Origin of the sequence: Aneurinibacillus thermoaerophilus, from assembly GCF_900099925.1 — a bacterium.
Classification (GTDB): domain Bacteria; phylum Bacillota; class Bacilli; order Aneurinibacillales; family Aneurinibacillaceae; genus Aneurinibacillus; species Aneurinibacillus thermoaerophilus.
Genome location: NZ_FNDE01000015.1, coordinates 42,524 through 57,115 on the forward strand (window position 1 = coordinate 42,524; position 14,592 = coordinate 57,115).

The 14,592-nt window shown below is 48.1% G+C and carries 13 protein-coding genes; 3 read left to right on the top strand and 10 right to left on the bottom strand.

Going from position 1 to position 14,592, the window contains the following annotated elements; genetic code table 11:
* Positions 1-86: 86 nt before the first annotated feature.
* From BLR88_RS09405 to recA, 4 genes are all read right to left on the bottom strand, one after another.
* The gene (locus tag BLR88_RS09405; RefSeq protein WP_057899232.1) at positions 87-884 is read right to left on the bottom strand and encodes a TIGR00282 family metallophosphoesterase; all 798 of its coding nucleotides are present in this window, start codon (positions 882-884) and stop codon (positions 87-89) included.
* A gap of 69 nt (positions 885-953) precedes the next feature.
* Positions 954-2,495 carry a ribonuclease Y gene (gene rny / locus BLR88_RS09410; RefSeq protein ID WP_057899233.1) on the bottom strand — a complete coding sequence of 514 codons (1,542 nt, stop codon included), beginning with the start codon at positions 2,493-2,495 and terminating at the stop codon, positions 954-956.
* A gap of 222 nt (positions 2,496-2,717) precedes the next feature.
* Positions 2,718-3,383 carry a RecX family transcriptional regulator gene (locus BLR88_RS09415; RefSeq protein WP_091260521.1) on the bottom strand — a complete coding sequence of 222 codons (666 nt, stop codon included), beginning with the start codon at positions 3,381-3,383 and terminating at the stop codon, positions 2,718-2,720.
* 301 nt (positions 3,384-3,684) lie between these two features.
* Complete coding sequence (recA, locus tag BLR88_RS09420; RefSeq protein ID WP_057899235.1) at positions 3,685-4,740, bottom strand: recombinase RecA; 1,056 nt, start codon at positions 4,738-4,740, stop codon at positions 3,685-3,687.
* Positions 4,741-5,049: 309 nt separating this feature from the next.
* Between recA and BLR88_RS09425 the strand changes: the two genes are divergently transcribed.
* Genes BLR88_RS09425 through bioA form a run of 3 tightly spaced genes read left to right on the top strand, consistent with a single transcriptional unit; the run spans position 5,050 to position 7,798 of the window.
* Entirely contained in the window at positions 5,050-5,637 is a 588-nt protein-coding gene (locus tag BLR88_RS09425) for a biotin transporter BioY (protein WP_057899236.1), read from the top strand.
* Positions 5,634-6,398, top strand: coding sequence for a dethiobiotin synthase (bioD, locus tag BLR88_RS09430; protein ID WP_057899237.1), 765 nt, complete (start codon positions 5,634-5,636; stop codon positions 6,396-6,398). The genes BLR88_RS09425 and bioD overlap by 4 nt, the downstream gene beginning before the upstream one ends.
* A gap of 41 nt (positions 6,399-6,439) precedes the next feature.
* Entirely contained in the window at positions 6,440-7,798 is a 1,359-nt protein-coding gene (gene bioA / locus BLR88_RS09435) for an adenosylmethionine--8-amino-7-oxononanoate transaminase (protein ID WP_057900362.1), read from the top strand.
* A gap of 117 nt (positions 7,799-7,915) precedes the next feature.
* Here bioA and BLR88_RS09440 read toward each other — a convergent pair whose 3' ends face one another.
* The 6 genes from BLR88_RS09440 to BLR88_RS09465 all read right to left on the bottom strand — a co-directional run bounded on the left by BLR88_RS09440 (position 7,916) and on the right by BLR88_RS09465 (position 14,495).
* A complete protein-coding gene (locus BLR88_RS09440; RefSeq protein ID WP_091260525.1) occupies positions 7,916-9,496 on the bottom strand; it encodes a DEAD/DEAH box helicase in 1,581 nt (526 codons plus the stop codon).
* Between the two features lie 3 nt (positions 9,497-9,499).
* Complete coding sequence (locus tag BLR88_RS09445; protein ID WP_057899239.1) at positions 9,500-10,741, bottom strand: competence/damage-inducible protein A; 1,242 nt, start codon at positions 10,739-10,741, stop codon at positions 9,500-9,502.
* Positions 10,742-10,791: 50 nt separating this feature from the next.
* Positions 10,792-11,370: a CDP-diacylglycerol--glycerol-3-phosphate 3-phosphatidyltransferase gene (gene pgsA / locus BLR88_RS09450; protein WP_057899240.1), complete on the bottom strand. Its 579-nt coding sequence runs from the start codon at positions 11,368-11,370 to the stop codon at positions 10,792-10,794.
* Positions 11,371-12,711 (bottom strand): 30S ribosomal protein S12 methylthiotransferase RimO, encoded by a 1,341-nt coding sequence (gene rimO, locus BLR88_RS09455; RefSeq protein WP_057899241.1) that lies wholly within the window; start codon positions 12,709-12,711, stop codon positions 11,371-11,373.
* A 103-nt stretch (positions 12,712-12,814) separates the two neighbouring features.
* On the bottom strand, positions 12,815-13,663 hold the full coding sequence (locus tag BLR88_RS09460) for a helix-turn-helix domain-containing protein (RefSeq protein ID WP_091260527.1): 849 nt from the start codon (positions 13,661-13,663) through the stop codon (positions 12,815-12,817).
* Between the two features lie 31 nt (positions 13,664-13,694).
* Complete coding sequence (locus tag BLR88_RS09465; protein ID WP_057899243.1) at positions 13,695-14,495, bottom strand: DUF3388 domain-containing protein; 801 nt, start codon at positions 14,493-14,495, stop codon at positions 13,695-13,697.
* Positions 14,496-14,592: the final 97 nt, after the last annotated feature.

A 14,592-nucleotide genomic window follows, 5' to 3' on the forward strand; every position in this document is an offset into this window, starting at 1 on the left:
ACCACAATTACTCTATTCGGCGAAGGTACAAATCATTCCTGTTCCTTACTATTTTGGGAGAAAAAAATACGAAAATTCAAAACCAACTACTCCATGAACGGGTGAGCTTCGTCAATCATAATCCGCTGAATAGAGATCGCACGACCGGTGTTTTTTTCCATATCAATAATTACCCCGTTTAATTGCGCTTTAACCATGGCCACTTCAAATCGTACGGGCAAACCAGTCAAAAATTTCTTCAGCACCGCTTCGCGCTCCATTCCCAAAATACTATCGCGCGGACCAACCATCCCGACATCGGTCAAATACGCCGTACCCCCAGGAAGAATTCTTTCATCCGCGGTCTGTACATGCGTATGGGTTCCAACCACAGCGCTTACTTTACCATTCAGAAACCAGCCCATCGCTTGTTTCTCCGACGTCGCCTCTGCGTGGAAATCGACGAAAATATATGGTGTGCGTTTCCGCACCTGTTCCACGATTTGTTCGGCTGTGCGGAACGGGCAATCGGACGGAGGCAAAAACGTACGCCCCTGCAAATTAATTACCGCAAGTTCTCCTCCCGCCGCGCCTTTCAAGAATGTGACGCCGCGTCCGGGCGCGCCAGGCGCATAGTTTGCCGGTCGCACAATGCGCGGTTCATCATCAATAAACTCGAACACTTCCTTGTTGTCAAATGAATGGTTGCCAAGCGTAATGACGCCGGCCCCCCACTCGTAAAACTCGTTTGCAATTTTCGGTGTAATGCCTCGCCCTGATGCCGCGTTTTCTCCATTTACTATCGTAAAATGCGGATTGTATTTATTTTTCAAGCGCGGCAACATTTCCTGAAGCATCTTGCGGCCAGGAGCCCCCACCACATCACCGATAAACAACAATCTCATGTAGTCTCTCCTTTCATGGGCCGATGCAAACAAAAGCTTCTGCCGATCGCTCGGAGAAGCTTTTGTCTCTTATTTTGCATATTCAACTGCCCGGGTTTCCCGAATAACCGTAACTTTAATGTGTCCCGGGTAGTCGAGCTCGCTTTCAATTTTCTTAGTAATGTTGCGCGCCAACCGATGCGCTTCCAAATCATCGATTTGCTCCGGCTTCACCATAATGCGGACTTCGCGTCCTGCCTGAATCGCATACGATTTTTCCACGCCTTCAAACGACTCGGAAATTTCTTCAAGTTTCTCTAGACGACGAATATACGTCTCAAGTGTTTCGCGGCGCGCCCCTGGACGAGCGGCGGACAAAGCGTCTGCCGCGGCCACCAGCATCGCAATAACCGATGTTGGTTCGCAATCCCCATGGTGTGAGGCAATTCCGTTAATAACAACAGGATGTTCTTTATACTTTTTCGCTAATTCGACCCCAATTTCAACATGTGAACCTTCGACTTCATGATCGATCGCCTTGCCGATATCATGCAGAAGACCGGCTCGCTTCGCCAGCGTCTGGTCTTCGCCTAGTTCCGCAGCCATCAAGCCGCACAAATGGGCAACTTCAATGGAATGTTTCAGCACGTTCTGTCCATAACTTGTACGGTACTTCAAACGGCCCAGAATTTTGATAAGGTCAGGATGAAGCCCGTGAATCCCCGTCTCAAACGTCGCTTGCTCGCCGTACTCACGGATACGTTCATCCACTTCACGGCGCGCTTTCTCCACCATTTCTTCAATGCGCGCAGGATGGATGCGTCCATCTGCCACAAGCTTCTCCAGTGCGGTTCGCGCAATTTCACGACGAACGGGATCAAAACCCGATAAGATAACAGCTTCCGGAGTATCATCAATAATCAAGTCGATACCCGTAAGCGTCTCCAAAGCGCGTATATTTCGTCCCTCTCGACCGATAATGCGGCCTTTCATTTCATCGTTTGGTAGCGAGACAACCGAAACGGTCGTTTCAGCCACATGATCCGCAGCACAACGCTGAATTGCGGTGGTGATAATTTCGCGCGCTTTCTTGTCCGCTTCTTCCCGCGCCTGCTGTTCAATGTCTTTAGCCATCATGGCCGCTTCATGACGCACTTCCTGTTCTACCTGCTGCAGGATAATTTCGCGCGCTTCTTCGCGTGTCAGATTGGACACACGTTCCAGTTCTATTACCTGAGCTTGCAGATACTCTTCCGCTTTGGCGTGCATTTCATTAACCGCCTGCTCACGGCGCTCAATCTCCGCTTCTTTCCGTTCATAAAGCTCCATTTTCCGGTCAAGCGATTCCTCTTTTTGCAACACGCGCTTCTCAAGGCGCTGGATCTCGTTCCGTCTTTCACGTAAGTCTTTCTCGGCATCCGTTCGCAGTTTGTGAACTTCGTCCTTCGCTTCAAGCACTTTTTCCTTTTTCAGTGCTTCCGCTTCTTTTTCGGCTTGGTCTACAATTTGGCGGGCGGCTTCTTCCGCGCTTGAAATCTTCGCCTCCGCCAACGATTTACGAACAAAATAACCAATTCCCGCTCCGACCACCAGAGATGCAAGTGCAATGAGAATTGCAGGTACTAAGTTCATCTTTCTGTCACCTCCTTGCATCTGAGGTCTTTTGTCTTGTTACAATTGTAGCAAGTACCGATTTAGTTAAAAAACGAGATCGCTTCCCAATCTCTCCGCTGTAAAACATATGTGTATATTCCAAATCGAGGCTAGCGAAAAAATAGAGGACCACGATAAAGAAGAATATACAAATTTATTTTGCCATCATACCGCAAGAATGTCAAGAATGAGCAATTGATGTTATCTTTCTCTCTCTAGCCGCTCATTCTTCAGCTTTTCAAGCGTTTTTGCGATAATGTCGAGCGGAAACCCCTTACGCTGAAGAAAAGGACCAATTTTATTCCGCATTTCCGTATACGATGCAAAATGCTGGCGAGCATATTTTTTCCGCGCGACTTCCAGACAAGCAGACTCCTCCACGTCCTGTTCCATATTATGAAAAGCTTCCTCTATCAGACGCGCGTCAACACCACGCCTTTGCAGTTCTTGCCGAAGCAGATGACGTCCCCGAGGCTTAAGCCGCATTCGCTCTTCAACCCACTGTTGGGCGTACCGCGCATCATCCAAATACTTCATTTGAATAAAGCCCTGTACTACTTCCTCAACCACTTCACGTGGAAAGCCTCCCGCTAGCAAATGCTGCCGGACTTCTTCCGTCGTGCGTGACCTGTGGCTGATATATCGTAAACCATACTGCTCGGCCCTGTTCTTTTCTTCGGCCTCCAACACATCTCTCATCTCCACCTCGTCCAGCTCACACCCTTTATTTAGCCGGTACTTGATCAGAACGTCTTCATGGATAGCAAATGCATATTCTCCATTCAAATACACATTGATCCGGTGCCGGTTCTTTTTTTGGCGTTCCAGCCGTGTAATAACGGCCACCTTCCGTACCTCTTCATTCATCGTATTCGCGCAGGAGATCCCTACCTCTATAGGTGGGGAAGGAATAGGCTTCGGACAAGAACAAGTTCCTGCCTGTTCCGTTGTCCGATATTCCCCCCTGCCCCTCCTTTCTGTGATAGAATCAAGCTAAGAGAAAACCAGTGGGTAGCAACTTGCTACTAAAGGCACTCTTTTATTCTTTAACGACCGAAACAAAGCAGCATATGCTTTCCCATACCATGAGAAAAAAAAGAAAGTTTAAAAGCTTTACACAAATAAAGCAATTAAACTTTCTTTCGTTTTAAATAGAGACATGCGTCACCTATTCGAAATCCAGTACAAACTCTTCGTCCTTGTTGTCTTCTTCCGCAGTTGGCAAGGATACGCTCTGGTTCAATTCAAAATGATCGCGAATTTTCATCTCAATAGCGTGCGCAATATCCGGATTGTCCTTAAGGAATTGTTTAGCGTTCTCCCGGCCTTGACCGAGTCGTTCATCATTGTAGGAGTACCAAGCCCCGCTCTTGCTGACAATATCCAGCTCAGTTCCAATATCAAGCAAACTTCCTTCGCGAGAAATTCCCTCGCCATACATAATATCCACTTCGCACGTTTTGAACGGCGGCGCCACTTTATTTTTCACGACTTTAATTTTCGTGCGGTTCCCTACCATGTCGTTCCCCTGTTTCAGTGTTTCAACACGGCGGACATCAAGCCGCACGCTCGAATAGAATTTTAGAGCGCGTCCGCCCGGTGTTGTCTCCGGGTTACCAAACATAACGCCCACTTTCTCACGGAGCTGATTGATAAAAATAGCAATCGTTTTCGATTTATTAATTGCGCCAGCTAATTTGCGCAATGCCTGAGACATCAGGCGAGCCTGCAAACCGACATGTGAATCTCCCATCTCGCCTTCGATTTCCGCTTTCGGAACAAGCGCGGCGACAGAGTCTACGACAATGATGTCGATTGCACCGGAGCGCACGAGCGCTTCCGCAATCTCCAGCGCCTGCTCTCCCGTATCCGGCTGAGACAGAAGCAATTCGTCGATATTTACGCCCAACTTGCGCGCATATACCGGATCAAGTGCGTGCTCCGCATCAATGAAGGCGGCGGTGCCGCCCGTTTTCTGCACTTCAGCGATGGCGTGTAGTGCAACCGTCGTCTTACCGGAAGACTCCGGACCGTATATCTCAATAATGCGACCGCGTGGGTATCCACCGATACCGAGCGCAATATCAAGCGCAATTGAACCGCTTGATACAGTGGCAACTTGCTGTGTCGCAGCCATTTCTCCTAATTTCATTACCGAACCTTTGCCAAATTGTTTTTCAATTTGGCGCAGGGCCATATCTAAAGCAGCTTTGCGATCGGACAAAGCCATCGCTCCCTTCGTTCATATTTATATCAATTCTACTGATAAGCATCCTATCAACGTAATTTATTTTACCTCTTTTTTAGATGTTTGCCAAGCATTTTTTACGAACACTCATTCGCTTCACAAGTTTATTTTGAATTTATTTCCATATATTTGTTAACTAAAAAATTAAAAAGGTTGACAATTGATAGGAATTGCTTTTACTCTGACAATAACACGGTTCTTCGTCCATTTCCTTTGATGTTTCGACATACATACCGTGGTGAAACATTTTTCTAAAAAATGATTACATGAAGGAGGAATGCAACTATGAAACAAAAAACAGGTCTTCCAACAACAGGCCTCATCCTCGCTGCCATGTTCGCGGCGCTTACCGCCATCGGTGCATTCATCAAAATTCCCGTGCCGGTCGTCCCGTTTACGTTGCAAATTCTGTTTGTCTACTTTGCCGGCTCACTGCTTGGTAGCCGTCTCGGGCTGATCAGCCAACTCGTATATCTGGCCGTTGGATTGGCCGGAGCACCCGTATTTACCGAAGGCGGCGGACTCGGATATGTGCTGAAGCCTACGTTCGGTTACCTTGTTGGATTTGCTATTGCCGCCTATACAATTGGGCATTTTGTCGAAAAAAAAACGAACCCGAATCTGCGTGATTTCATCCTTGCCCATTTCGCCGGGCTATTCATCGTATACATGATGGGGACAGCCTATCTCTACATTGCCATGAACATAATTGCAGGCAAAACGTTCACGCTCTGGCAAACGTTTCTCTACGGATTCCTGCTGGCAGTGCCTGGCGATCTTTTACTCTGTATCATAGCCTCCATTATTGCTGTCAAAGTATATAAACAAATCGCTCCGCTAAAAGGACGTTTTACTTGGACGGTGAAAGCATGAAACAGGGGCTTTCGTTTTTCGTCACCGGAACAGATACGGGAGTTGGCAAAACAATGGTTACAGGCTGCCTGACAGCTTTTTTATCCATGTGCGGATACGACGCGGTGCCTTACAAGCCAATCCAAAGCGGAGGCGTGCAGGGCGATGGAGGACTTGTTGCGGAAGATGTGACGTTTTACCGTTCGCTTCATTCTCTCCCGTATGAACAGAATACGCTCTGTACGTACTGTATGGAGCCCGCCGTCTCGCCCCATCTTGCGGCCCGCCAAACCGGAACACGCATTAATCCGGGGCACATCGCTCAGCAATTGTCTACCTTAAGGAAAAAGCATGATGTTGTACTGGTGGAAGGCGCAGGCGGGCTTGCAGTACCCATTATGGAAGAGAAGCAAGAGGTGTACATGACCGCGGATTTGATTCGCGACCTCCGGCTACCCCTGCTGATTGTGACGCATCCGGGTCTTGGTACTATTAACCATACGATATTAACCGTTGAGTATGCCCGGGCCTGCCGCATCCCGATCCTCGGCTTGCTTGTAAACCGTATGCCGGACAATCCAAGCGAAATGATGCAAGATAATGTGCGAATCATAAGCAGCCTCACGAACCTGCCCGTGCTCGGTATGCTGCCTGACATAACGGACTTTAAGCCTGAGCGGATACGTGAACGACTTCCTGAAATCGGGCGCAGCTTGCGTCTTACGTTGCTGCTTGAACGTCTGAGACGGGCAGAAATAATAGTATCGCAATCATCACAATAGGAGGGATAATTGTGCAGAAAAAAGAAGTTCAAAGCCTTGAGATGTGGGACAAAGAGTATGTGTGGCATCCATTTACCCAGATGAAAACGTACCGCCGGGAAAAGCCGCTCATTATCGAACGCGGCGAAGGAAGCTACTTGTACGATGTAGAAGGAAACAAATATTTGGACGGTTACTCTTCGCTCTGGGTGAACGTGCACGGCCACAACCACCCAGAACTGAACGAGGCATTGATTCAGCAGGCGGGAAAAATAGCGCATTCAACGCTGCTCGGAGCAGCAAACGTCCCCTCCATTCTGCTGGCAAAAAAGTTAGTAGAAATTACCCCGAAAGGACTAACAAAAGTTTTCTACTCTGATTCAGGGTCTACCTCAGTAGAAATCGCGCTGAAAATGGCCTACCAATACTGGCAGCTGAAAGATCCGATTCGGTATGCCGGAAAAAAGAACAAGTTCATATCCCTGCGCGAAGCATATCATGGAGATACGATCGGCTCGGTTAGCGTCGGAGGCATGGAAACATTTCACCATATCTTTAAGCCGCTGCTATTCGAACGTCTGGAAGCCCCGGCACCGTATACGTACCGCCTTACGGAAAACAACGACGCGGAAGCGTGTAAAATGTTGTGCCTGAAAGCTTTGGACACGATGTTAAGAGAACATCATGAGGAAATTGCCGGGCTCATTATCGAGCCGCTTGTACAGGGAGCCGCCGGCATGATTACCGCTCCAGACGGGTTTTTACGCGGCGTGCGCGAACTTTGCACCCGCTATAACGTACTTATGATCGCCGACGAAGTGGCGGTCGGTTTCGGTCGTACAGGCACTCTATTCGCCTGCGAGCAAGAAAATGTAGAGCCGGACTTTCTCTGCGTAGCCAAAGGATTGACAGCCGGCTACTTACCTCTGGCGGCCACGCTCGTGCGGGAAGAAATTTACGAAGCGTTTCTGGGCGAACCGGAAGAGTTGCGCACGTTTTTCCACGGACATACGTATACCGGAAATCAGCTTGCCTGTGCGGTCGCGCTTAAAAACATTGAACTTATCGAGCGCGAAAAGCTTATCGATTCCCTTGTGGCAAAAATCGAGTGTCTTGCGCAGAATTTAGAAAAATTCCACACTCTTCCACACGTCGGCGACGTGCGGCAACGCGGCATGATGGTCGGGATCGAACTTGTACAAGATAAAGATAGCAAAAAAACATTCCCCATGCATATGCAAGTAGAGCATAACGTTATTCTGCACGCACGGCAAAACGGCGCCATCATCCGCCCGCTAGGCCCGGTAATCGTGCTAATGCCGATTCTTTCGATGAGCTTGGAAGAATTAGAACAGCTGACTGATATTACGTACGAAGCGATTAAAACAGTGACAGCGCAGGCATACGCTTCCTGCCGATAAGCGGTCAATGATTCACTGAAAAAAGCTCGCGAGCGTTGCTGTTCTTCATCCAATAAAACAGCCCTCCTGTCTGACAAGTATGCCAAGCGGGAGGGCTTGCGCTTTTTCAGCTTTGTTTTATCGCTTGGTGCGCGGTTTGGCGGGTTCAATATTCACCCGTTTTCCTTTGATGCGGGAATGACGCAACGCTTCATACACGAACGGTGCGATATCTTGCGCTACTTCAATAAACGTGAAGTTATCAAAAATATCAATCCGACCAATTGCCTTACTCGGGATACCAACCAGCTCGGAAATCTCTTTCACCAAATCCGGAGGACGGAGATCAAGGCTACGGCCGACGTTCATAAAGAAGCGAACCATTCCCTTGGAAGCACCCGTTTCGCCAAAGTCGTACATCTCTTCTTCCACCGAAGAAACGGACGGTGCAAATGCAAGCGAAAGGGCGGCCGCTGTCACTTTTTCCAGCGTGTATTCTTCTTTCAGCTGCTCGACCATTTCCATAAACGGCGCCAAATCGCTATCGCTTTCTAACAGGGAGATCAACTGTTCTTTCCAAATGCTTTGCTGGCGTTCCATCACTTCCTCAAATGAAGGTACATTACGGGACTCCAATGTCGTTTTCGCGATTTTTTCAATCGTACGCAACTGCTTCATCTCGCGCGGGGTTACCAGTGTCATCGCGATGCCTTTCCGACCGGCGCGGCCGGTACGACCAATACGATGTACATAGCTTTCCGGATCCTGCGGAATATCATAGTTCACGACATGGGACACATTTCCCACATCAATACCACGCGCTGCAACATCAGTCGCCACAAGCAGCTCAATTGTAGAGTCGCGGAATGCCTGCATAACTTTGTCGCGCTGGGCCTGACTTAAATCACCATGCAAACCGCTTGCCAGATATCCACGCTCTTGAAGCGCTTCCGTAAGTTCATCCACACCGCGCTTCGTACGGCAAAATACAATGCCGAGTTCAATTTCTTCACTGTCTAGAATACGACACAAACTTTCAAGCTTGCTGCGTTCAAATACTTTGTAATACACTTGTTCAATCGTCGGAGCGGTCACTTCTTTGCGGCTGATGGATACCGTCTTCGGGTTGCTCATGTATTTATGAGCAAGCCTCAGGATTTCCTGTGGCATAGTCGCCGAAAAAAGGAGCGTCTGGCGATCAGATGGCGTTTCTTTAATAATTGCCTCAATATCATCCTGGAAGCCCATATCGAGCATCTCATCCGCCTCGTCCAACACCAGCATGCTGATCTGATCCAAACGTAACGTTTTACGACGCAAATGATCCAACACTCGTCCCGGCGTGCCAATGACGACCTGTACCCCCTGCTTCAGCGCACGAATCTGGTGTCCAATGGACTGTCCACCATAAATAGGAAGCGTACGTATCCGCTTATATTTAGCGATTTTGCGCAGTTCTCCGGACACCTGAATCGCCAACTCTCGCGTCGGTGTGAGGACAATCGCCTGCACAGCGTTACGGTTTGTTACTTTCTCAATTAGCGGCAAACCGAACGCGGCGGTTTTCCCCGTTCCGGTCTGTGCCTGTCCAATTAAATCGTATCCTTCAAGAATTTTCGGAATACACTGTTCTTGAATTGGCGACGGTTCTTCGAAGCCCATATCGTAAATGGCTTGCTGAATCGTCCTGTGTAAAGCGAAGTCTGAAAAATTTGCCATATATTAAAAACCACCTTTTTTTATTCGTTCAAGCATTGTAAATATTGCATGTTTTGCCGCACGAAGCTGGATTGCGGCACGCTGACCGGATAGGCGAAGTTCCCTGACATTCGTATGTTTTCCATCGCTTGCGCCAATATAGACGAGACCTATAGACTTCTCCGACGCGTGTGGGCCAGCTTCTCCTGTAATCGCAATTCCATATGTACTTCCGATTCTAAGACGCACTTGCTCCGCCATAATACGCGCTGCGTCGCCACTCACCGCTCCCGTGGTCTGAAGCACATCCCGCGGCACGCCTAGTTGCTTTTCCTTTACTTCATTTGTATAGCAAATGATAGAACCTTTCAGCGCGGCCGAACTGCCCGGAATAGAAGTGAGTAAATGACTCGCCAAACCTCCTGTCACACTCTCCGCAAATGCCACCGTTTCACCACGTACGCTTAACTCACGCACCAGCACCGAAGCGAGCGAATCATCGTCATATCCATAAATAAATTGTCCGACGCGCGCTTCGATTTGTTCTTCAACGGAACGGATCATCGTCTCTGCTTCCACCACACTTTTGGCTTTAGCGGTCAAGCGAATCGTGACTTCCCCTTCAGCCGCAAGCGGCGCAATCGTCGGATTCGTTTGAGAATCAATTAAATCTATCAACTCTTCTTCAAGGGCCGACTCACCAATACCGAAAAAACGAAGCACTTTGGAGTGCACCACGTTTTTGCCACCCATCAGTGACAAAAGGTAGGGGATTCCATACGTGTTAAACATCGGATGCAATTCACGCGGAGGCCCTGGTAGCATCATGAGATGTTTACCTTTATGTTCAATAACCATCCCCGGTGCCATGCCATGGTCGTTCGGCAATACATGGCTTCCTTCCACCACAAGCGCCTGCTTACGGTTGTTCTCCGTCATCGTCATGCCGCGCTGTTTAAAGTAAGCGATAATGCGCGCAAGCGCCTGTTCGTCATGCACCAATGGCTTCCCGACAGCTCTGGCAACTGTCTCTTTTGTCAGGTCATCTTTGGTAGGCCCTAATCCTCCAGAAAAAATAAGCAAATCCGAACGGTTGAGCGCTTCTTGAATCTGTACGTACAGCCGATCAGCATTGTCGCCGACGACAGTATGGTAATAGACACCGATTCCAATTTCCGCTAACTTTTGCGAGAGGAACTGGGCGTTTGTATTGGCGATTTGCCCAAGCAATAACTCCGTTCCGACCGCAATAATTTCTGCTCTCATATGTAAAACGCCTCCCAAATAAATCAACCGCCGAAAATGGCGGGTGAACGTTACGCGAGCGGAATCACTTTTTTATTTTTTACAAAGTATTCCACACCGGAAACAATTGTCATAATCACGGCCGCCCAAACCATAATTGTGGCAAACGGAAAATGCCATGTTTCAAACGGGAAATTCTGCAAAATAAGCGCGGCTACGGCGATAATCTGAAATACCGTCTTCCATTTGCCAAGCCTGCTTGCAGCAATAACCAATCCTTCTGCCGCGGCTACCAGACGCAGTCCCGTTACAGCAAATTCACGACTAATAATGACCACGGCTATCCAAGCGTCCAGCCGCTGCATTTCCACAAGCGAAATGAGAGCCGCGGAAATCAAAAGCTTGTCAGCGAGCGGATCAAGAAATTTTCCCAAGTTGGTTACCATTTTGCGGGAGCGGGCAATGTAGCCGTCAAGCCCATCCGTCGCGGCGGCAACAATAAAAATAAGCGCGGCGATCATTTCACTGTATGTAATCTGCACGCCTCCAACTTTAACCGATCCGAAATCATCAAACCGCACGAGCAAAAAAATCATAACTACTGGCACAAGAAAAATTCGTGCCAGCGTAATCCGGTTGGCCAGGTTCAACTAGATAACCTCCCCCGCAAGATCAAAGTCGTACGAATGGGTGATACGCACCGGAACGATTTGTCCCAGTTCGCCTTTATAGCCGGTGACAAACACTTCGCCGTCAATTTCGCTCGCATCATACTGTGAACGGCCAATGTATACATCATTCTTGCCATCATATGCTTCAATCAGCACAGAAATCACTTTACCGACAAAACGTCCGTTGCGTTCGCTGGCCACCTCCCGTTGAACTTCCATCAATTCGTTGGCTCGACGTTCGATAATATCCGCCGGGATCTGTTCCGGCAATCTTGCGGCCGCCGTTCCTTCCTCCTGTGAATACGTAAAGACGCCCAAACGGTCAAACTGAATCTCCCGTAAAAACGCTTTAAGATTCTCAAACTCTTCTTCCGTTTCTCCCGGAAAACCGACAATGATGGACGTGCGAAGCGCCACATCCGGCACAGCTGACCGGATTTTGGCGATAAGCTCACGCACATCACGCTGGCGTCCTGGGCGCAACATGCGTTTCAACACCCGGTCTTCGCTATGCTGTAGTGGCATGTCGATATATTTACATACTTTCGGATTGGTCGCGAATTCTTGGATCAATTCATCGGTAAAATATCCTGGATATGCATAGTGAAGGCGAATCCATTCGATCCCTTCGACTTCCGATACTTTGCGCAACAACTTATGCAACACACGTTCACCATAAATGTCAAACCCATAATTTGTGGAATCCTGAGCAATCAGATTAACCTCTTTCACACCTTGAGCAGCAAGTTCTTTTGCTTCGTCCACGATGGATTCAATGGTGCGGCTCCGGAACGCGCCCCGAAGTTGCGGAATAATACAGAATGTACACTTGTTATCACAACCTTCCGCAATTTTAATATACGCGGAATATGTTCCTTTCTCAACTCTGCGACGTGTTGCATTCTCATAGGAAAAAACCGGATTTCCAACAAAAACTGGTTTTTTGCCCTCCAGCGATTCCTCGATAATCCGGGTGATTTTATCAAAATCGCCGGTTCCGACAATCCCATCAATTTCTGGCATTTCCTGCATTAATACTTCTTTATAGCGCTGCGTAAGACAGCCGGCTACAATTAAAGATTTCAAGTTCCCGTGTTCTTTCAGATCGGCAACTTCGAGAATCGTATTAATCGACTCTTCTTTCGCCGCATCAATAAAGCCGCACGTATTTACAATCACGACATCGGCTTTCTGCGGATCGTCCACAAGAAGGTAGCCTCGCTCATCAATCAACTGTGACATAATGTCGGAGTCAACAAGGTTCTTCTCGCATCCGAGCGTGATGATCGCTACTTTCTCTGTTGTTGCTGTTTTATCCACTCTATTTCCTCCGTCCAGTAGACACAAGCGTCCATTTTTCCATTTATCAGTATAATATACTGAAAAAAAGGTGTCAAAAGAAAAGCCCCTGATACTTCAGGGACTATTTACGAACAATCTTAATTCTTTGTGTACCGCTTTTCTTCGCTTCCGATGTATCGACAGGCTGTCCATTGACGAACACTTCGACATCGCGCGCCCGTACAACACGGATAAGCGCCATGTTTCCTTCCGTCACTTCAAACGTTTGGCTTTCACCTTCTTTCAGCGTTTTCATGCCAACTCGACCGTTCGTTCCGGATACATCCATCCAGTGATCGCCCTTCTTGGCCGTTACTTTTACAACAATTTTGTCGGCACCTGTCAATTCATAATTAATAACTGAGCCGGTTTTCGGTGCAGGTGTAAGCTTTCCGTTCGCAACCGGCGGCTGTTGCTGCTGAGGCGGTTGCTTCGTTTCAGGCGTATCCGGTGGCGGAACGATAATTTCTTTCTTTGCCGGAGTCGTCCCTTCTTTCGGTTCCGTCTGTGGCAGAGCCGGATTGGCTCCCTGATTCTTCAGGGCATAATGAATTCCGGCCGCAATCACCCCGATGACAAGAATGGCGAACAAATAAAGCAAAATACGCGACATCCATTTGCTGCTGGCGCCGTCTCGCTCCTTACGCCCGTGCCGATTTTGCCTTAGCGGTGGGGGAGACTCCTCTACCTTTGGCGGGTCTGGAAGCTCGGAACTATACTGACTAATTAATTCATCAGGATTAAGTCCAACCGCTTCGGCATAGCTTTTTATAAACGCACGGACATAAAAATGCCCCGGTAACACATCAAAATTTCCGTTCTCAATCGCCTCCAGATAGCGGCGCTGTATTTTAGTTGTCTCTTGTATTTCAGCAAGCGACATTCCTTTTGCCTGTCTGGCTTTTCGTAAAACTTCTGCGAGCTCAGACAAATCATCCACCTCCTGCCACTCCGGGAACTCCCTACGGAATGTCGAACCCGGAGAATCCTGTTTCTATATTTTCATATGTAATCTCCTCATCAGGATCGTTACGCAACTCGATAATATAATCGAAATCAGACAATTCATATTCGGTTTCCCGCACGAAAATATCCGGATGTTCAATAACTTTTGTGCACGGCATACGTAAAACTTCACGCATGAGCATCGCGTGGCGTTCGGTGCTGCGCATGGTTGACACAATGCCATCAATTAAATACACATGCTTGCTTCCGTTCATTTCCTCCACCGTGAGCTGATTTCGTACAGTCTGGCGCAAGAGCGTGGAAGAAATAAATGTCCAGCGCTTGTTGGCAGACACACACGCCGCCACCGTTGATTCGGTTTTGCCCACACGAGGCATGCCCCTAATGCCGATAAGTTGGTTACCTTCCCGCTTGAAAATCTCAGCCATAAAGTCAACCAGTACCCCAATTTCTTCTCGCACAAAGCGAAACGTCCGCTTGTCTTCCGCGTCACGCTCAATGTAGCGTCCATGGCGCACGGCAAGCAAGTCCAAAATTGTAGGTTGACGCAGTTTGCGCAGTGTTATATTTTCAACTTTCTCCAGTATGCTGCCCAATAATTCGATTTTTTTTGCATCATCAGTGCGAATCAGTAAACCGCGTCGGCGATTAATCTTCCCATTCAGCGATTCGACACCGTTAATCGTCACGATGTTAATTTTCAGCATCCCAAGAATGGAAGCGATATCCCCTAACAATCCGGGCCGATTTTTGTGAATTTCGTATTCAAGATACCAATCTTGTTTTTCTGTTTCCATCTTGAGTAAAACGCCCTTTCCCTGCTTGATTCTTCTTCCGTAACGACACTATTCTACACTAAAAAATAAAATTCTTCCAACACAAAAAACAGCAAAT

Excerpts from the sequence above, each read along its gene's own strand:
- BLR88_RS09405 (WP_057899232.1), bottom strand. The coding sequence starts at position 884 with ATGAGATTGTTGTTTATCGGTGATGTGGTGGGGGCTCCTGGCCGCAAG.
- rny (WP_057899233.1), bottom strand. The coding sequence starts at position 2,495 with ATGAACTTAGTACCTGCAATTCTCATTGCACTTGCATCTCTGGTGGTC.
- BLR88_RS09415 (WP_091260521.1), bottom strand. The coding sequence starts at position 3,383 with ATGAATGAAGAGGTACGGAAGGTGGCCGTTATTACACGGCTGGAACGC.
- BLR88_RS09425 (WP_057899236.1), top strand. The coding sequence starts at position 5,050 with ATGAAACAAAAAACAGGTCTTCCAACAACAGGCCTCATCCTCGCTGCC.
- bioD (WP_057899237.1), top strand. The coding sequence starts at position 5,634 with ATGAAACAGGGGCTTTCGTTTTTCGTCACCGGAACAGATACGGGAGTT.
- bioA (WP_057900362.1), top strand. The coding sequence starts at position 6,440 with ATGTGGGACAAAGAGTATGTGTGGCATCCATTTACCCAGATGAAAACG.
- BLR88_RS09440 (WP_091260525.1), bottom strand. The coding sequence starts at position 9,496 with ATGGCAAATTTTTCAGACTTCGCTTTACACAGGACGATTCAGCAAGCC.
- BLR88_RS09445 (WP_057899239.1), bottom strand. The coding sequence starts at position 10,741 with ATGAGAGCAGAAATTATTGCGGTCGGAACGGAGTTATTGCTTGGGCAA.
- BLR88_RS09465 (WP_057899243.1), bottom strand. The coding sequence starts at position 14,495 with ATGGAAACAGAAAAACAAGATTGGTATCTTGAATACGAAATTCACAAA.